17 protein-coding genes are annotated in these 18,337 nt (G+C 64.4%); 13 read left to right on the top strand and 4 right to left on the bottom strand.

The annotated features are described in order from the left end of the window. Positions 1 to 35 precede the first annotated feature (35 nt). The gene (locus B9N93_RS00800) at positions 36 to 3,107 is read right to left on the bottom strand and encodes a DEAD/DEAH box helicase (protein ID WP_085209994.1); all 3,072 of its coding nucleotides are present in this window, start codon (positions 3,105 to 3,107) and stop codon (positions 36 to 38) included. A 158-nt stretch (positions 3,108 to 3,265) separates the two neighbouring features. Between B9N93_RS00800 and B9N93_RS00795 the strand changes: the two genes are divergently transcribed. The 7 genes from B9N93_RS00795 to B9N93_RS00765 all read left to right on the top strand — a co-directional run bounded on the left by B9N93_RS00795 (position 3,266) and on the right by B9N93_RS00765 (position 8,749). Then, positions 3,266 to 3,514: a HypC/HybG/HupF family hydrogenase formation chaperone gene (locus B9N93_RS00795; protein ID WP_085209992.1), complete on the top strand. Its 249-nt coding sequence runs from the start codon at positions 3,266 to 3,268 to the stop codon at positions 3,512 to 3,514. Next, entirely contained in the window at positions 3,511 to 4,605 is a 1,095-nt protein-coding gene (gene hypD / locus B9N93_RS00790; protein WP_085209990.1) for a hydrogenase formation protein HypD, read from the top strand. Before B9N93_RS00795 ends, hypD begins: the two co-directional genes overlap by 4 nt. Before the next feature lie 105 nt (positions 4,606 to 4,710). Beyond that, positions 4,711 to 5,166, top strand: a complete 456-nt coding sequence (locus B9N93_RS00785; RefSeq protein WP_085209988.1) for a hypothetical protein — start codon at positions 4,711 to 4,713, stop codon at positions 5,164 to 5,166. A 16-nt stretch (positions 5,167 to 5,182) separates the two neighbouring features. After that, positions 5,183 to 6,232, top strand: coding sequence for a hydrogenase expression/formation protein HypE (hypE, locus tag B9N93_RS00780; protein WP_085209986.1), 1,050 nt, complete (start codon positions 5,183 to 5,185; stop codon positions 6,230 to 6,232). Positions 6,233 to 6,256: 24 nt separating this feature from the next. Continuing rightward, a complete protein-coding gene (locus tag B9N93_RS00775; protein WP_085209984.1) occupies positions 6,257 to 6,469 on the top strand; it encodes a hypothetical protein in 213 nt (70 codons plus the stop codon). Between the two features lie 154 nt (positions 6,470 to 6,623). Further along, a complete protein-coding gene (locus B9N93_RS00770) occupies positions 6,624 to 7,967 on the top strand; it encodes an adenosylmethionine--8-amino-7-oxononanoate transaminase (protein ID WP_085209982.1) in 1,344 nt (447 codons plus the stop codon). A 2-nt stretch (positions 7,968 to 7,969) separates the two neighbouring features. Beyond that, on the top strand, positions 7,970 to 8,749 hold the full coding sequence (locus B9N93_RS00765) for a 16S rRNA (uracil(1498)-N(3))-methyltransferase (RefSeq protein WP_085209980.1): 780 nt from the start codon (positions 7,970 to 7,972) through the stop codon (positions 8,747 to 8,749). Here the strand turns inward: B9N93_RS00765 and B9N93_RS00760 are convergent. After that, positions 8,696 to 9,178 (bottom strand): YajQ family cyclic di-GMP-binding protein, encoded by a 483-nt coding sequence (locus B9N93_RS00760; protein WP_085209978.1) that lies wholly within the window; start codon positions 9,176 to 9,178, stop codon positions 8,696 to 8,698. The two genes, B9N93_RS00765 and B9N93_RS00760, sit on opposite strands and share 54 nt — an antisense overlap. A 17-nt stretch (positions 9,179 to 9,195) precedes the next feature. Beyond that, positions 9,196 to 10,023: a co-chaperone DjlA gene (gene djlA / locus B9N93_RS00755; protein WP_085209976.1), complete on the bottom strand. Its 828-nt coding sequence runs from the start codon at positions 10,021 to 10,023 to the stop codon at positions 9,196 to 9,198. An 83-nt stretch (positions 10,024 to 10,106) separates the two neighbouring features. On the opposite strand from djlA, the gene B9N93_RS00750 reads away from it, so the two are divergent. Beyond that, positions 10,107 to 11,000 (top strand): phosphoribosylaminoimidazolesuccinocarboxamide synthase, encoded by an 894-nt coding sequence (locus tag B9N93_RS00750; protein WP_085216127.1) that lies wholly within the window; start codon positions 10,107 to 10,109, stop codon positions 10,998 to 11,000. 46 nt (positions 11,001 to 11,046) lie between these two features. Here the strand turns inward: B9N93_RS00750 and B9N93_RS00745 are convergent, their stop codons facing one another. Continuing rightward, positions 11,047 to 11,247, bottom strand: coding sequence for a hypothetical protein (locus B9N93_RS00745; RefSeq protein ID WP_085209974.1), 201 nt, complete (start codon positions 11,245 to 11,247; stop codon positions 11,047 to 11,049). A gap of 220 nt (positions 11,248 to 11,467) precedes the next feature. Between B9N93_RS00745 and B9N93_RS00740 the strand changes: the two genes are divergently transcribed. From B9N93_RS00740 to B9N93_RS00720, 5 genes are read left to right on the top strand one after another with little or no spacing between them, the layout of a single operon-like run. Further along, complete coding sequence (locus B9N93_RS00740) at positions 11,468 to 12,043, top strand: GspH/FimT family pseudopilin (RefSeq protein ID WP_085209972.1); 576 nt, start codon at positions 11,468 to 11,470, stop codon at positions 12,041 to 12,043. Next, positions 12,034 to 12,528: a type IV pilus modification protein PilV gene (pilV, locus tag B9N93_RS00735; RefSeq protein ID WP_085209970.1), complete on the top strand. Its 495-nt coding sequence runs from the start codon at positions 12,034 to 12,036 to the stop codon at positions 12,526 to 12,528. The genes B9N93_RS00740 and pilV overlap by 10 nt, the downstream gene beginning before the upstream one ends. Further along, positions 12,525 to 13,646, top strand: coding sequence for a PilW family protein (locus B9N93_RS00730; protein ID WP_085209968.1), 1,122 nt, complete (start codon positions 12,525 to 12,527; stop codon positions 13,644 to 13,646). Before pilV ends, B9N93_RS00730 begins: the two co-directional genes overlap by 4 nt. 19 nt (positions 13,647 to 13,665) lie before the next feature. After that, positions 13,666 to 14,226: a pilus assembly PilX family protein gene (locus B9N93_RS00725; RefSeq protein ID WP_176225078.1), complete on the top strand. Its 561-nt coding sequence runs from the start codon at positions 13,666 to 13,668 to the stop codon at positions 14,224 to 14,226. A gap of 10 nt (positions 14,227 to 14,236) precedes the next feature. After that, positions 14,237 to 18,334 (top strand): pilus assembly protein, encoded by a 4,098-nt coding sequence (locus B9N93_RS00720; protein ID WP_176225077.1) that lies wholly within the window; start codon positions 14,237 to 14,239, stop codon positions 18,332 to 18,334. Positions 18,335 to 18,337 lie beyond the last annotated feature (3 nt).

Raw genomic sequence — 18,337 nt, 5'->3', positions numbered from 1 at the left:
GGACGATGTCGGATCGACGGTATTCTACCCGCCCGCTATTCCAACACCGCCATCCGGTTCAAGGCGATCAACTCGCGGAAGGTCTCGTTATCCAAGCGGCTGAGCCAGGATTCGTCGTTGCCGACGATGAGCGAGGCCACTTCCTTCTTTTCCTCGATCAAGCGGTCGATGCGCTCCTCCAAGGTGCCGAGCGTGATGAACTTGTGGACGAACACGTTCTTTTGCTGGCCGATGCGGAAGGCGCGGTCGGTGGCCTGGTCCTCCACCGCCGGATTCCACCAGCGGTCGAAATGGAACACATGGTTGGCCTTGGTCAGGGTGATGCCCACCCCGCCCGCCCTGAGCGACAGCACGAACACGGCGGGGCCGGTGTCGGGATTTTGGAACTCGGCGATCATCCGCTCGCGCTTGGCGGCGGGCACCGCACCGTGCAGGTAATAGATCGGGCAATCCAGCGCCTCGGCCAGATATTTTTCCAGGCGCTCGCCGATTTCGGCGAATTGGGTGAACACCAGGGCGCTTTCGCCTTCGCCGACCACATCGCCCAGCATATCCCGCAGCCGTTCCAGCTTGGGCGAGCGCAGCGGGCTGAACGGGCTGCCATCGCGCAGGAACTGGGTCGGGTGGTTGCAGATTTGCTTGAGCCGGGTCAGGGTCGAGAGGATCAAGCCTTGGCGGTTGAAGCCTTCGGCCTCGTTCAAATGCCGTTCCACATCGCGCACCACGGCTTCGTACAGCGAAGCCTGTTCCCGGCACAGGTTGCAGAACTGGCGGTTTTCCAACTTGTCGGGCAGGTCGCGCATGATATCGGGATCGGTTTTGACCCGGCGCAACACGAACGGCTCGATCAGCCGCTTGAGGGTTTCGGCGGAACGCGGGTCGTTGTCGCGCTGGATCGGCAGTTCGTAGCGCTGGCGGAAATGCGATTGCCGACCGAGATAACCCGGATTGAGGAAGTTGAAGATCGACCACAGGTCGAGCAGGCGGTTTTCCACCGGGGTGCCGGTCAGGGCCAAGCGATGCTCGGCGTTGAGCTTCAGCACGGCCTTGGTCTGGGCCGAAAGCGGGTTCTTGATGTTCTGGGCCTCGTCCAGCACCACCCGTTTCCAGGCGATGGGGGCCAGCACTTTTTCGTCCTTGCGGGCCAGGGCGTAGGAGGTGATGACCACGTCATGGTCCAGGCAGATGGCTTGGAACTTGGCCGCGTCGCGCAGCCGGACCGTGCCGTGGTGGATGAAGGCCCGGAGTTCCGGCGTGAAGCGCTCGATCTCGCGTTTCCAGTTGCCGATGACCGAGGTCGGCGCGACCAACAAAGTCGGCGCGACCTTGGCCCCGCCGACTCGCTCCTCGGCCAAGCGGGCCAGCACCTGGATGGTTTTCCCGAGGCCCATGTCGTCGGCCAGGCAGCCATTCAGCCCCAGGCTTTCCAGGAAGGCGATCCAAGCCAAACCGCGGCGCTGGTAATCGCGCAAGGCCGCGCCGAAACCGGGCGGGTCGGCGGCGGGCTGCAAGCGGCTGTGGTCCCTGAGCTTGTCCAGCATTTCGGCCAGGTTGTCGCGGGCCTCGATCTCGAAGAAGTCCTCGTCCTCCGCCGCCTTCCGCATCAACTCGGGGAGGCTCATGCCGCTGTCGCCCTGTTGGTGGCGACGCCAGAAGTCCAGCATTTCGCGCATCTTGTCGCGGTCCAAGGCCAGCCAACGGCCCCGGAACCGCACCAAGGGCGATTTACTCTCGACCAGACTTTGCCATTCCTGTTCGTCCAGGACTTCGTCGCCCAAGGCCAAGTCGTAGCGGTAGGCGATGAGGCTGCTCACGTCGAGCGCATCGCGTCGCCCGCTGCCGGTGGGATGCTTACCGCCGGCCCGGAGCCGGACCTTGGCCCGGCGGCGGCCTTGCGGCGTCCACCACGCGGGCACCAGCACCATGAACCCGGCGTCCTCCAACACCCACGCCCCTTCGTGCAGGAAGGCGAAGGCATCTTCCAGCCCCAGGGCGATGCCCCAAGGCCGGGCCTCGTCCAAGCCTTCCCACAGCGGCGGGTAAATCCGCGCCGCCTGACCCAGGGCCAGCAAGAGTTTTTTGTCCAAATCGCCGCCGCACAACAGGCCCAGCGTCCGCTTGGCTTTTGTGTCCATGCGCCAATATTCGGCTAACGGTACTTGGCGGGAAGGCTCCTGGCGCGGAGCGACCAAGAGTTCCAACCGCCACGCCTCGCGCTCGCCGAAGGCTTCGTGCAATTGCAGCACCAGGGTGAAATCGGATTCCTCGCGCCGCGCCGCCAGCTTGCCGCGCCACGCCTGCCATTGGCGGTACAGCGTCACCGGCTCGCCGGCCTTCCACGGCACGGGTTCGCCCTCGGCCACGCAGGCTTCGAGCAAGGTGCCGCGCAGGCCGCGTTCCAAGGCCGAACCTTCCGCCGCCTGGGCCACCAGGCGTTTCACCAAGACCTCGGCGCAATGCCGTAGCAGGCCGGTTTTTTCATACATCGACCCGCCGACGATGGCGCAGGCGTCCGGCATCCGCTGGGCGGCGTCGTGGATCAGGCGTTCGTAGTCGTCGGAGACGATCTCCCAACCGGCGTACAGCTCGCGCCCGCCCTCGGGCGACACCCGGTAGACCAGGGCCGGGATATAGCGGTCGCGCAGGATCACCGCCTTCAGCGATTGGGTGAAATAATGCCAGAACAGCAGGTCGCCGCCGGGCTTGGCCTCGGGACCATGGTAATAGGCCAGGAAGCGCAGTTCGCCCAATTGGCGGATGGGGCGGGTCAGGCGGTAGGCATCGAGTTCCCACAGTTCGAGCGCGGCGGGGGGCGGCTCCTCGTCGCCGCCATGCTCGAATTCGGGCGCGGGCACCGGCAGTCCCTCCGCCGTGGGCAGGGACAGGCCGCGGGCCAGGAAATGGAAGCGCCGTTCATAAGAGGAAATCGTCAGCCCCAGGGGATTTTCCAGGAAGGCGATGAGTTCGGTCTTGGGCAGATGGCGGGGATGGCGGCGTCCACCCCGCTCCGCGCCCGTCCCGCCCTGTTCCGCCCAGAGCCAGAAATCGCCCGCCTGGACGAAGCTTTCGCCGGATTCGGGAATCCATGCGCAATGCAATACCTTCATGTCGCGTGTTTAACGGAGCGCAAAACGGGCTATTTTAGCCGTTCGGGGCGGGCCGTGAACGGTTTTGCCGCGCTTGACAGCGCCCGCTAGCGCCGCCATCGTGTTTCCCGACCCTTTGTTGAATCCGCGCCACGCGCCCAACCCACGCAGCCATCCCTATGTGCCTAGCCATCCCCGGACAAATCCTCAGCCTCCCCGCCAGCCCCGAACAGCCGGGCCGCGTCAATTTCGGCGGCATCGTCAAGGAAACCAGCCTCGCCTTCGTGCCCGAGGCCCAGGTCGGCGATTACGTGATCGTCCATGCCGGTTTCGCCATTTCCCGGCTGGACGAGGCCGAGGCGGCGGAAGCCCTGGCCGAATTCGCCGCCCTCGCGGCCCTGCATGCGGACGAGGCCGACACCCCATGAAACACCTCGCCGAATACCGCAACCCCGCCACCGCCAAGCAACTCACCGGGCATATCGCCGCCCTGGTCACCCGCCCGTGGACACTCATGGAAATCTGCGGCGGGCAAACCCATTCCATCATGAAGTACGGCCTGGACCGATTGTTGCCGGAACAGGTCGAACTGATCCACGGTCCCGGCTGCCCGGTCTGCGTCACCCCGCTGGAATGTATCGACAAGGCCATCGCCATCGCCCAAAGGCCCGAGGCCATCCTCTGTTCGTTCGGCGATATGCTGCGGGTGCCGGGCTCGGGGCGGGATTTATTGTCGGTGAAGGCGGCGGGCGGCGATGTGCGGGCGGTCTATTCGCCCTTGGACGCCGTCAAGATCGCCCGCGAGAACCCACAGCGGCAGGTGGTGTTCTTCGCGGTCGGCTTCGAGACCACCGCGCCCGCCGCCGCCATGGCGGCGTTCCAGGCCAAACAGGCGGGGCTGGCCAATTTTTCGCTCCTGGTCAGCCATGTGCGGGTACCGCCCGCGATGGAAGCCCTCCTCGACGCGCCCGACAACCGGGTCCAAGGCTTCCTGGCGGCGGGCCATGTCTGCACGGTGATGGGTTATACCGAATACGAACCCCTGGCCCGGCGCTATAAGATTCCCATTGTCGTGACCGGCTTCGAGCCGGTGGACATCCTCGGCGGCATCCACCGTTGCCTCAAGCAATTGGAGGAAGGCCGCCACGAGGTCGAGAACGAATACCGCCGTTCGGTGCGGCGCGAAGGCAACCAGCCCGCCCAAGCCTTGTTGGCCCAGGTGTTCCGGGTCATCGACCGGCCTTGGCGCGGCTTGGGGGTGATTCCGGCCAGCGGTCTGGGCCTCAGCCCGGAATATGCCGGTTTCGATGCCGAGAACCGCTTCGAACTGGGCACGGTGTCCGCGCCGGAACCCGCCGAATGCCGCAGCGGCCTGGTGCTGCAAGGGGCGCTGAAACCCGACCGCTGCCCGGCCTTCGGCACCCGCTGCACCCCGGAACATCCCTTGGGCGCGACCATGGTGTCCTCGGAAGGGGCGTGCGCGGCGTATTACCGCTACCGCCACGCCGCCCACGCCTAACCGCTTTCGGAGCGCGGGGCGGGCCTCGCACGCCATATCTGCCGTGGTCATCCATATCCGTTATCCTTACCGGCCCTTTCAACCCCATCCGGCGGAATCCACACCATGCACCATCCGCGATCCCTTTCGTTCCGAGTCCTGAAGCTCGCCTTGCCGCTGGCCTTGCTGGCGGGTTGCGCCGCCCAGCCGCATCAAACCCTGCCCACCGAATATCGCCGCGATGCCCAGAACTGCCGCGCCCAAAGCGCCAAGCACATCGAAGTCCGCATGAACATGGCGGGGATTTCCACCCAGGAACTCGATGGCGGCATGGACGAAGACCAATACCTCGCCTGTATGCAGAAACTCGGCTGGAAGCAGGACGAAAGCACCGATCCCTTGCTCAAGGCCATCGCCAAATGCCAAGCCCAGTCCGAACGCCCCGTGCAAGCCATCCCGGAAGCGGGCGGCACCAAGCTCAGCGGCAGCCTGGACCGGACCGCTTTCCGCCAATGCCTCAAGCAGCGCGGCTTCGAGGGCGATGTCACCATCGGACCCGTGATCCCCGCCAATCCCCAATAGCCCCGGAACCCCCATCATGAGCGACGACTTCCAACCCGCCTGCCCCGTCCCCATCGGCCAATACGAACATATCGTCCTGGCCCATGGCGGCGGCGGACGGCTGATGCAGCAATTGCTGGAACGGCTGGTGCAACCGGCCTTCGCCAATCCCTATCTCGCCGCCCGCCACGATAGCGCGGTGTTCGAGGCGGGCGGGCAGCGTTTGGCCTTCACCACCGATTCCTATGTGGTCAAGCCGTTGTTCTTCCCAGGGGGCGATATCGGCAAACTGGCGGTGTGCGGCACCTTGAACGATCTCGCCATGGCCGGGGCCAAGCCGCTGTTCCTGAGCGCGGCGCTCATCATCGAGGAAGGCTTGGCCATCGCCGATTTGAAGCGGGTGCTGGATTCCATGGCGGCGACGGCCAAAGCGGCGGGCGTCATGATTGTGACCGGCGATACCAAGGTGGTGGACCGGGGCAAGGGCGATGGATTGTTCATCAACACCGCCGGGATCGGCCTGGTCGGCCCCGGCGTCGATATTTCGCCCGCCCAGGTCCGGCCCGGCGATGTGGTGCTGGTGAACGGCGATATCGGTCGCCACGGCATCGCCATCATGGCCCAGCGCGAAGGACTGGCGTTCGAGACCACGCTGGAAAGCGATTGCGCCGATGTGTCGGGGCTGGTGGCGGGCTTGCTGGAGGCCGGTGTCGAACTCCATTGTCTGCGCGACCTGACCCGCGGCGGACTCGCCAGCACCTTGATCGAAATCGCCCAAAGCGCGGGGCTGGGCATCGTGCTTGAGGAAACCGCCGTGCCGGTGCGGGAGGATGTGGCCGGTGCCTGCGAGATACTGGGTTTCGATCCCTTATATGTCGCCAACGAAGGGCGGTTCGCGGCCTTTGTGCCGGAAGCCCACGCGGAACGGGCCTTGGCTTGGCTCCGCGCCCATCCCTTGGGCGAAAACGCCCAGGCCATAGGCCGGGTGGTGGCGGCCCATGGCGGGGCGGTGCATTTGGAAACCGCCTTCGGGGTCGGGCGCGTCCTGGATTTATTGAGCGGGGAACAACTGCCCCGGATTTGTTGATAACGACGACAGGAGGAATATTCCGTGGATTTGAACTCGCTATTGGCCGGAAAACAGGCCCGCATCGTCGCGGGCGGACTCGCCGCCGCCGTGGGCTATGTCATGATGTACCCGGATTTGCTCGGCATCCCTTTGGAAAACGCCACGCTCTTGCCGGGTGTGCCTTTCGATCTCTTCGGCGGCATCGTGTTCGCGCTGGGGATTTTCCTGATCGCGAAGGCCATGCAGGCCGATTGAAACCCACCTGGGAACCCCTCTTCATGGGCGGCATCGCGGCGCGGGTTCATGGTGCAAAGGATCGATCCGGGGCGTTGCCAAACCGGGCGCTGCAACCGGGAAGACGGGCCATGACCGAGCCGGTGTCCGCCGATAACCACCCTTTCCCGCAACGATGAACAACCCCCACTGGTCCGCCCGCGACCTCGCCGTCCTCTGGCACCCTTGCACCCAGATGAAGGACCACGAGGATTTCCCGCCCATCCCGATCCGGCGCGGACAGGGCGCGTGGCTGGAGGATTTCGAGGGGCGGCGCTATCTCGACGCCATCAGTTCCTGGTGGGTGAACCTGTTCGGCCACGGCCATCCCTACATCAACGCGGCGCTCAAGGACCAACTCGACACGCTGGAACACGTCCTCCTGGCCGGTTTCAGCCACGAACCCGCGATCCTCCTGGCCGAACGCCTGACCTGGCTCGCCGGGCTGGACCGCTGTTTCTACGCCGACAATGGTTCTTCCGCCGTGGAAGTGGCTTTGAAGATGAGCTTCCACTACTGGCGCAACAGCGGCAAACCCGGCAAAACCCGCTTCATCGCCTTGAGCAACAGCTATCACGGCGAAACCCTGGGCGCTTTGGCGGTGGGCGATGTGGGCTTGTACAAGGACACCTACGCGCCCCTGCTGCTGACGCCCTACACGGTCCAAAGCCCCGATTGCTATCTGCGCGAACCGGGCCAATCCTGGGCCGGGCATAGCGCCCGGAGCTTCGCGGCGATGGAGGCCGCGCTGGCCGCGCACGCCGACGAAGTCTGCGCGGTCATCGTCGAACCCTTGGTGCAATGCGCGGGCGGGATGCGGATGTACGACCCCATCTATCTCCGCTTGCTGCGGGACGCTTGCGACCGTCACGGCGTCCACCTGATCGCCGACGAAATCGCCGTGGGTTTCGGGCGCACCGGGACGCTGTTCGCCTGCGAACAAGCCGCTATCCGGCCCGATTTCATGTGTCTCTCCAAAGGACTGACCGGCGGCTATTTGCCCTTGTCCTGCGTGCTGACCACCGATGCCGTCTACGCCGCCTTCTACGACGAATACGAGAAACTCCGCGCCTTCCTGCATTCCCACAGCTATACCGGCAACGCCCTGGCCTGCCGGGCGGCGCTGGCGACGCTGGACTTGTTCGAGCGCGAAAACACCCTGGCCCATAACCGCATCCTGGCCCGGCACCTGGCCGAGGCCACGGCGGGCTTGGCCGACCATCCCCAGGTCGCCGAAGTGCGCCAGACCGGCATGATCCTCGCCATCGAATTGGTCCGGGACAAGGCCAGCCGCACGCCCTACGCTTGGCAAGAACGGCGCGGCCTGCGGGTTTACCGCCATGCCCTGGAGCGCGGCGCCTTGCTGCGGCCCTTGGGCAATGTCATCTATTTCATGCCGCCCTATGTCATCGCGCCGGAGGAAATCCGCTTCCTGGCCGAAGTGGCGGCGGAAGGCATCGCTATCGCCACCCAGGATTGACCATGCGTATCTCCCGGCTGTATCTGCCCGAACCCCTGGCCGAAGGCGCGACCCTGCGCCTCGACGAGGACAGCGCCCATTACCTCAAGACCGTGCTGCGCCTGAAGCGCGGGTTCCATTTGACGGTGTTCAACGGCGACGGCCACGAATACGCCGCCACCGTGGCCGAAGTCCACAAGGACGGCGTTGTCCTCGCCATCGGCGCAGGCCGCGACCGCGACGCCGAATCGCCGCTGGCGACCCATCTCGGCCTGGGGATCGCCCGTGGCGAGCGCATGGACCTCGCCATCCAAAAGGCGGTGGAACTGGGCGTGACCCGCATCACCCCGCTGTTTACCGAGCATTGCGTGGTGCGGCTGGACGAAACCCGCAAAACCCACCGCCACAGCCATTGGCAAAAGATCGTGCGCAGCGCCTGCGAGCAATGCGGGCGCAACCGCGTTCCCCAGGTGGACGAGCCGGTCGAGCTGGAGGATTGGATCGGCGGGCAGGCGGGACTCAAGCTGTTCTTCGACCCGGAGGGCACGGCCCGCCTCAAGGATTTGCCGCCGCCGGAAGGCGGGGTATGCCTGTTGTCCGGGCCGGAAGGCGGCTTCGCCGAACGGGAACGGACCTGGGCGCGGGAGGCCGGGTTCGTACCGGTACGGCTGGGACCGCGCATCCTCAGAGCGGAAACTGCGGTATTGGCGGCCCTGGCGGCGGCGCAGGTGTTATGGGGGGATTGGGGGTCAGTCGCGGAAATTGGTGAATTGCAAGGGCATATCGACCTCGGCCTTGCGTAGCAGGGCGATGGCGTCCTGCAAATCGTCGCGCTGCTTGCCGGTCACCCGGACCTGTTCGCCTTGGATCGCGGCTTGCACCTTGAGCTTGCTGTCTTTGATGAACTTGACCAGTTGCTTCGCGAGCGGCGTGTCGAGTCCCTGGCGCAGGGTGACGACCTGGGTGGCCCGCTTGCCGCTGATCTTGGGTTCGTCGATCTTGAGGCAGGTGATATCCACCCCGCGCTTGGTCAGCTTGGGCCGGAGGATATCCAGCATCTGCTGGAGCTGGAAATCGTTCTCGGCGTGCAGGGTGACGACCGCCTCCTTCAACTCGTAATGGGCACCCGTGCCCTTGAAATCGAAGCGGGTGCCGACCTCGCGGTTGGCCTGGTCCACCGCGTTGGCGACCTCGTGCAGATTGACCTCGGATACCACGTCGAAGGATGGCATGGGCGAATTCTCCTTTCTCAGAACTTGCGGGCCTTGGCGATGGTCTCGTAGGCCTTGCGGATTTGCTGGGTCTTTTCGTTGGCGTGGGCCACCTGGGATTCGGATTCGCCCTGGGCCACCCGCTTGTCGGGATGGTGGCGGCTCATCAGCCGCCGGTAGGCGCGTTTGATGGCGTCTTCGTCATCGGCGGGAGAAACGCCCAAGGCCGTGTAGGCCTGGGCCAGCGAAAACTCGTGGCTACCCGCCACCTCGCGCCGCCCCCATTGGTAGCCCCGGCCACCGGGGCGGGCGAAACGCCGCTCGGCCTCCATCCGCGCCCGCATCGTGTGGAACTCGAAGCGGGAAAACCGCAGCCGGTCGCACAAGCGCAGCAACAGGCGTTCCTCCGGGCCGTTGAGGACGCCGTCGGCCAGGGCGGATTCCAGCTGGATTTCGACGAACATCCGCAATAAGGCGTGGCGCTGCTGGCATTCGGCCTGGAATTGGTCCAGCACGCCATCGAGGGCGAATTCGGGCCGCTTGCCCTCGCCGTATAGGCGGATGGCGGCGCGGCGGGTCTCCTCGGGCAGTTCCAGGCGGTTCATCATGGCGCGGGCGAAGTCGATCTCGGCCTCGTTCACCCGCCCGTCGGCCTTGGCGACATGCCCCATGACCGAGAAGGTGGCGGTGAGGAAAGCCGCCTGCACCCGCTGGCGTTCGCCCGGCTTGGCCTCGGCCTCCAAGAGGACGGCCTCCGCCGCCTTGCGGTCGAGTTGGTGTCCGAGCGCCGCGCCGAAGATCGCGCCCAATGGCCCCCCCATGAACAAGCCGAAGGTCCCGCCGACGACTTTGCCAAACCATGTCATATTCGCGGATTATTGGGTGTGCTTGCGGAAATGCCGTGAAACTTACATGATTGACCGTTTTTCATAAAGCCCAACCCATCGCGATGAACGCCACCGACACTCTTTATCATAGCGAGGCCGCCGGACTCGCCCTGCGCGGCCGCGGCAAGGTCCGCGATATTTTCGATATCGACGCCGACCATATGCTGATCGTCACCACCGACCGCATCTCGGCCTTCGATTGCATCTTGCCCGATCCCATCCCCGGCAAGGGCCGGGTGCTGACGGCGGTGTCCAATTTCTGGTTCGGGAAGCTCGGGCACATCGTGCCGAACCATCTGTCCGGGCTATCCCTGGCCGATATCCTGCCCGACCCGGCGGTGCGCGCCCCGCTGGAGGGCCGCTCGGTGGTGGTGAAGAAACTGCGGCCCCTGCCGGTGGAGGCGGTGGTGCGCGGCTACCTCATCGGTTCCGGTTGGAAGGACTACCAAGCCACCGGCGCGGTGTGCGGGATCGCCCTGCCCCAGGGTTTGCGCCAGGCCGAGCGGTTGCCGGAACCCATCTTCACGCCCTCGACCAAGGCCGAATTCGGCCAGCACGACCAGAACATCGACTTCGCCCAGACCGAAGCCCTGCTCGGCCCCGATCTCGCGGCCCAGGTGCGCGACACCAGCCTCGGGTTATACACCGAAGCCGCCGCCTACGCCCTGGAACGCGGCATCATCATCGCCGACACCAAATTCGAGTTCGGGCTGGACGCGGCGGGCAAGCTCTATTTGATCGACGAGGCGCTGACCCCGGATTCATCGAGGTTCTGGCCGGTCGATCAATATCAGGTCGGCATCAGCCCGCCCAGCTTCGACAAGCAATTCGTGCGCGATTACCTGGAAAGCCTGGTTTGGGACAAGAATCCGCCCGCCCCCCACCTGCCCGCCGCGATCATCGCCAAGACCGCCGAGAAATACCGCGAAGCCCAAGCGCGGCTGACCCGGCCCTAAAGCCCATCCCGCGAGCCGTCCGCGCCTGCGGACGGTACCATCCCGCTCATCCAGGACCGTTCTTGCCCGCGAGCCGGTCCACCGCCCAATAAAGCCCCTGGGTCAAGACCACGCCCAAACCGAAGCCACCGATGAAAAACTCGGAGGCATGGTGTCCCATCTCGGTAGCGAGGAACCGCCCCAGCACAAAGCCGACCCCCAGCGCGGAACCGATCCGCAGCCGCTTAACCATCTCGCTCGTATCCATATCCAGCCTACTCGTGGGAAGACCCCGGATTATGGACGATCCAGCCCCGCCCTAGCCAATCCCGATCCGCGCCGCCATCGTGCTTGGACCGCCCAACCCAGGCGGCAGGGACAGCAACGCCTTTCATCCATATGGATAAGCCGATTGTCGGTTTACGCTGAACTTGGCAGTCAAGGCTGATATATTCCGGCATCGTCCTAGCCAAAGTGACGGGGTTGATATGTTAAAAGCGAAAATGGCGGGCTTCATGTTGATCGAACTTGTGGCGACTGTCTCGATAGTGGCCATCGTATTAACCCTGGGCCTTCCGAGCTTCCAAGACATGATCCGCGCCAACCGTATGGCCGCCCATTCCAACCGCTTCCTGGGCGCACTGAACCTGGCGCGCAGCGAGGCGATCAAACGCGGCCAGATGGTGTTCTTATGCAAGGCGGACACGGAGGCGGCACAACCCGCCTGCGATTCCGCCCCTTGCGCCGACGGCGGCTGCTGGGAAAAAGGCTGGCTGGTCTTGGCCGACGCCAACAGCCCGCCGAACAACCTGCCTGACGACGCGGACACCCTGATCCGGGTGTTCGAGCCCCTGCCGAAGACGCTGACCTTGCGGGTGGGTTCCCACGACGCGGATTGGGTCGCGTTCAATTCGGTCGGGACGGGCAAGGGCAGCGGCGCGGGCGGGCAGGTGGACGATACCTTCAACCTCTGCCAAGGCGGCGATATGGCGAAAGGCCGGGCCATCGTCCTCAACAGCCTGGGACGCGCCAGGGTGCAGACGGGGGCCACGGCATGTCCTTGAATCCCGCCCGCACCAGCCAAGGCTTCACCCTGCTCGAAGTCCTGATCGCCGCCTTGGTCCTGGGCGTCGGCCTGCTGGGACTGGCCGGGCTGCAAACCCTGGGGCTGCGCGGCAGCCTCAGCGCGGTCCAACGCTCCGTCGCCACCCAACTCGCCGCCGAAATCATCGACCGCATCCGCGCCAATCCCGGTGCCCTCGGCAACTACGACAACCAAGCCGGTACCGGCTCCATCGACTGTCTTTGGAATCTCTGTTCGGACGCGCAAACCGCGGATTACGACCTGAGCCAATGGGCCGCCGAGGTGAAAAAGCGCCTGCCCGATGGCACTGGCGTGGTTTGCACCGATGGCAGTCCCGACGATGGCACGCCGACATCGAGCGGCTGTGGTGGCGGCGGCACCTACACCGTGAAAATCTGGTGGGACGATGACCGCAGCGGGGACGCGGAACAATACCAACGCTTCTCGACCAGCTTCTCGCCATGAGCGACCCACCCAGGCCCGGCGCGGGCTTCTCCCTGGTCGAGATCATGGTGGCCCTGGCGACGGGGCTGCTACTGACGGCGGGCATCGGCCAGGTCTATCTCGCGACCAAACAAACCTACACCGTCCAAGAGCAACTCTCCCGGCTCCAGGAGAACGCCCGCTACGCCCTGGACCGGATGGGGCGGGATATCCGCATGGCCGGCTCCCTGGGCTGCACTTCCCAATCCCCGGCCACCGTGACCAACACCCTCAACGCCAACGGCAATCCCTTCTACGACTTCGGCAACCGGCTCACGGGTTACGAGGCCATGGGTTCCTTTCCGGGGGAACGCCTGGCCATCCCCGGCAACCCCCAGACTTCGGGGGCGACCGCCCAATGGAACCCGAGGCTGCCCGCCGCGCTCCCCGCCAGCATGATCCTCGGCAACGATATCCTGCTGGTGCGCGGACGGGCCGATAGCGGGGTTCCCGATGCGTTGCAAAGCGCGACCCCGGACACGGTGACGGTCGCGCCCTCGGGCGATCCCGGCCAACCCGGCCTCCAGCCCGACGATTTCGTGATGGTGGCCGATTGCTCCTCCGCCTATGTGTTCCAGAACACCGGGGCAGGCATCACCCTCGGCCACGCGGCGGGCGGCAACCCCGGCAACGCCACCACCACCTGGAGCGCCATCAAAACGGCGAACCTCGCCTCGCTCCAGAACCCCCACGGCTCGCTGCCCGCCGAGGTCTACCGGGTGGCCTCGACACTGTATTACCTGTCGCGGGCCAACAACGACCCCGGCACCTCGCTCTACCGCAAGCCCAGGAACAGCGGCACCAACACCCCCGGCGAAGCCGTGGTCGAGGGCGTGGAGAACATGCAACTGGTCTACGGCGTACAAAATGGCAATGGCACGCTCCAATATTCCCCCGCCTCCAGCATCGCCGATTGGAACCGGGTCGTCAGCGTGCGGATCGCCCTGCTGCTGCGGAGCGTGGAGGACAACGTGCGCAAAGACCCGGACACCGGACTCTACGACCTCAACGGCACCTGGATCGACCCCGCCGACGACCGCCGGTTGCGACAGGTCTTCACCGCGACCATCGCCCTACGCAATGGCATCCGCGTCCAATAAGCCACGCCGAACCCAAGCCGTGCGCCGGATCGCCTCCCAGGTCGGCGGTGCCCTCATCGTGGGCTTGGTGACACTGCTGGTCATGACCGTGATCGGTGCGGCGGCGGTGCAAACCACGGCGCTGGAAGAAAAAATGGCTGGCAACGCCCGTAGCCGGGATTTGGCCTTCCAGGCCGCCGAGTCCGCGCTACGGCAGGGCGAACGATGGTTGCGGAACCAGGCCTTGGCCTATCCCGGTGGCGAAGTGCCCTGCACCGGCACCCCCGCCGACGGCCTGGACGGTTCGGGCTGCTATGCCAGCAATATCCAAGCGACCCCGGTCTGGAAGCTGATCGACAACGCCGACGCCTGGAACGACCCGGCCCGGGCGACGCCCTACGCGGGTTCCCTAGCCCAAATCACCCAGCCTCCTAGCTACATCGTGGAAAAGCTGCAATTCGTGGACGATCCCGGCAACGCCGGACTCACCGCCGGGACTCCGCCGGTGCAGAATCATTATTACCGCATCACCGCGCATGGCAACGGCGGCACCCCGGACGCCATCGCCATCGTGCAATCCACCTATAAAACCAGCCACTAGGGGTATCGCCATGCACAGTGGATTCCATATACCCATCCCGTTCCGGCGCGGTGCGCTCGGGGCGGCGGTATTGGTGTTGTCCTGCGGCATGCCGACGGCGTGGGGGGAGGGTTCGATTGCCGACGTGCCGCTGTTCCTCGGCAACGCCGAAGCGCCCAACGTCATCATGGGGGTGGACGATTCGTCCAGCATGACCGCTGAAGTGGTGATGCCCTATGGCGTGAACGACTCTTATTACTTCGCCACCAATACCTATGTACAGGCTTCGTTGTTTCCCGACGCCTATAACAACCCCTTCGGCTTGGCCACGCAGGGGGGCGGTTCCAACCTATATACCACGGGTGTTGTGCCGCCGCTCCCCGAATATGCCGACGCCCGCTCCCCGGCGTTCAATAGCCAGTATTTCGACCCCGGCATCGATTACCAGCCCTGGGCCGATTACGATCTGGTTTTCAATCCCTCCGATCCCGCCGCGGCGCGTTGGGACCCGGTCAAATCGAACAGGCCGACCGGAAATATCATACCCAACTATGGCAATAACGCCGCTTGTCCATCCCCGACGCCGGATTTCCCCAATACCTTCCCGCTCGACAGCCCCATAAAATGTGCCGGCTGGGGTTATACCTTCTATGCCGGCACGGGCGGCACCCCTTTCCGCGGTAAGGGCTATTATCTTGTAAACGGCACGAAAACCTGGGACGCCCCGACTCTGCCTGCGGATACCCCTTATTTCAAATGGAGTACATCGAATGGTTCGGTCAATGCCGGTACCTGGATAACCGACCCGGACTTATTGAAAACGCCTTTTAGAATAAACGACCCGTCGAAATCGCTCCTGCCGCTGAACAAGCTTGGGGTTCAATATTATCCAGCGACCTTCTATCTGCCGGACACCCTCGATATCCGCATCGCCTACCCCAAATATTTCGGTTCATACATCCACGACCTCAATCACGACGTCATCGTCAAGGGATTAGATTCCGCCAGCCCCCCGGCTTTGCAGGCATTATATTGGGATTTGGATAACGGCAGCGGCACTGATTATCTGGACAAGAGCGCCTGGAACCTGGCCGGACAAAGCCGGACCCGGATGAAGCAATACCAAATCCGCTGCGATAGCGCCCATTTCTCCGACCTGGGCCAATGCGAGGCGGCCTTGCGGAATTTCGCCAATTGGTTCACCTATTACCGGAGTCGGCAGTTGGCGACCCGGGGAGCCATCGGTTTCGCCCTGGAACATATCAAGGGCATGAACCTGGGTATCTTCAGGATCAACGCCGTGATCGATCCACCGCCCAGCGTGAATAATATAAAAAACCCTTTGCCTAGCCTGGCATTGAAGAATATGAGCAATGTCGGCGACCGTAATTCCTTATTGACCAATAATAGCGATGGGGTTTATTACTATAACTTCAACGGGGCCACGCCCAACCGGCAGGCGGTGAAATATATGGGGATGCTGTTCGAGCAGGCGGACACCATCCAATATGCCTGCCAAAAAAACTCGGGCATCCTGTTCACGGACGGTGCCTACGACTATAAAGCCAATGTCACGATAGGCGTCGGCAATGTCGATAACAGCCTCTTCAAGAGCGGCGACGGGAAAAATATATTCTCGGGGATAGACCCTTATAAAGACGGCGCTTCGGATACCCTCGCCGATATCGCCATGAAATATTATGTCGGACTCAATTCCGCCACCCCAGGCCTCTCCCCAGGCCAGGTACCCATCCCCAGCGCCTGCGCCAAGCCGGGCCACGATCCCGGCCTGGATTGCAACAGCAACCCCCACATGAATTTCTACGGGGTCAGCCTGGGGGTTCCGGGCAAGCTGTTCAAGCCGGACAATCCCAGCCTCGACCCCTATGCGCTCACCGCCGCGGACTGGCCATCGAACACCAGCGCGTTCACCATCGCCGACAAGGAGGACGACTTCTGGCACGCCACCCTCAATGGCCGGGGCCAGTTGTTCAGCGCCAAAAACCCCGTGGACCTCCGTGACAAACTGGGCGAGATCATCAACACCATCGCGCAAAACTCGGGCTCCGCCTCCTCGGTCGCCACCACCTCGGTTTATCTGAGCGCCGATACCCTGGTGTTCATGGCCGGTTTCGACAGCGGCAATTGGAGCGGGGAGGTCTACGCCTTCAGATTCGCCGACGGGCGGCTCTCGGACCCGCCGGTTTGGCAAGCCTCCACCCAACTATCCAGCGCCTCCTATCCCTACCGCCAACAACACATCTTCTCCTACAACCCCCAGGGCACCGCCTGCGGCGGCGGCGCGGTCGGCAAGGCCATCCCCTTCGACTGGGAATTCTTGAATTGCGATCAACAGGCCCAACTCGACAGCGGGTACGATCCCGACCAAACCCTCCCGCCGGACCGGCTCGGCCCGGCGCGGGTGGAGTTCCTCAAAGGCGATACCTCGAAGGAAATGCGCCACGGCGGTCCCTTCCGCGACCGCACTGACGCCAAGGGCAGTACGGAGCGCTTGCTCGGCGACTTCGTGAATTCCAGCCCGGCCTTCGTCGGCGACCAGGATTTCGGTTACGATTTGCTGCCCGGTGTCGAGGGTGCCGCCTATGCCGATTATCTCGCCAACGACAAGGCCAACCGTCCTCCGATGCTCTATATCGGCGGCAACGACGGGATGCTCCACGCCTTCAACGCCACCGACGGCGCGGCGGGCGGCGAGGATGTGTTCGGTTATGTGCCCAGCACCGCCTATGCCTACCTGAACCGGCTGAGTTCCCCGGCCTATATCCAGGATTCCAGCCACCATAAATTCTTCGTGGACGGCTCGCCCTGGGTGGGCGACGCCTATCTGGGCGGGCGCTGGAAAACCCTGCTGCTGGGCACGGTCGGCGCGGGCGGGCGCGGCGTTTTCGCGCTGGACATCGGCCATCCGGGCGGGTTCGGCACCGCCAACGTGCTATGGGAATTCGCCGCCACTGGCAGCACCCCGCTGCCCGACCTGGGCTATAGCCTGCCCCAAGCCCTCCTGCTCCGCACCAACGACGAGGAGCATCCCTGGGTGGCCCTGGTGGCGAACGGCTATGACAGCCAGAACGGCCACGCGGTGTTGTTCGTCCTCGACCTGGCCAGCGGCACACTCCTCAAGCGCTTCGACACCCAGGCGGGCGGCAACGCCTGGATCGACAAAAACGGCCTGTCCGCGCCCATCGCCATCGATATGAACCAGGACCGCAAGGCCGATTATGTCTACGCCGGGGATTTGACCGGCAACCTTTGGAAGCTCGATTTCACCGCGTCCCGACTCGACCACTGGGATTTCGCCCATCATGCCGGCGGTCGGCCCGCGCCTTTGTTCGTCGCCTGCGTCAACCACGACACGCCTTGCGCCGACGCCGACCGCCAACCCATCACCGGCAAGCCCCAGGTCGGGCTGGCCCAGGGCCAGTTATCCGGCTTCATGGTGTACTTCGGCACGGGCCGCTATTTCCTCCAGGGCGACAACGACCCCAATGCCCCCATCGGCCAGCAACCACAAACCCTCTATGGCATCTGGGACGCCAACCCGGCCACGGGTGCGGTCCCGCCGGTGACGAAGGCCAAGCTGGCCCGGCAAACCATCCTCGGCGAAGCCCGCCTGGGGCTATACAAGGCGCGTTTCACCTCGTCCAACCCGGTCGATTACGCCACCCAGCAAGGCTGGTATCTGGACCTGATCGGCCCCGGCGGCGAGGTCCAGGGCGAGCGCTCCGTGAGCGACCCGGTGCTGCACGACGGCAAGATCACCTATACCACCCTCGCGCCGACCCAGCAGCACTGCACCGCCGGCGGCAGCGGCTGGATCATGGAACTGGACGCCTTCACCGGGGGCGCGCCCCCCGTCGATGCGCCGCTGTTCGACGTGAACAAGGACGGCCACATCGACGGCGAGGATGTCGGGAACGGCGGGGCGCCCTCGGGGCTGGCCTTCGACGCCATCCCCAGTTCCACCCGCATCGTCCGCGACGGCAGCCATATCCACCGCATCACCAACACCTCGACCGGCGTCGACGACGAGGGCCGGGCCGGTGCGGAAGTGCAAAAAGGCAATAGCGCCGACAACCCAGGTCGCCAATCCTGGCGGCAAATCCGCTGAACC

The sequence above is a fragment of the Methylomagnum ishizawai genome (assembly GCF_900155475.1).
Classification (GTDB): domain Bacteria; phylum Pseudomonadota; class Gammaproteobacteria; order Methylococcales; family Methylococcaceae; genus Methylomagnum; species Methylomagnum ishizawai_A.
The sequence above is the reverse complement of the archived record's forward strand: the minus strand, read 5'-3'. Positions and strand labels throughout refer to the sequence as shown.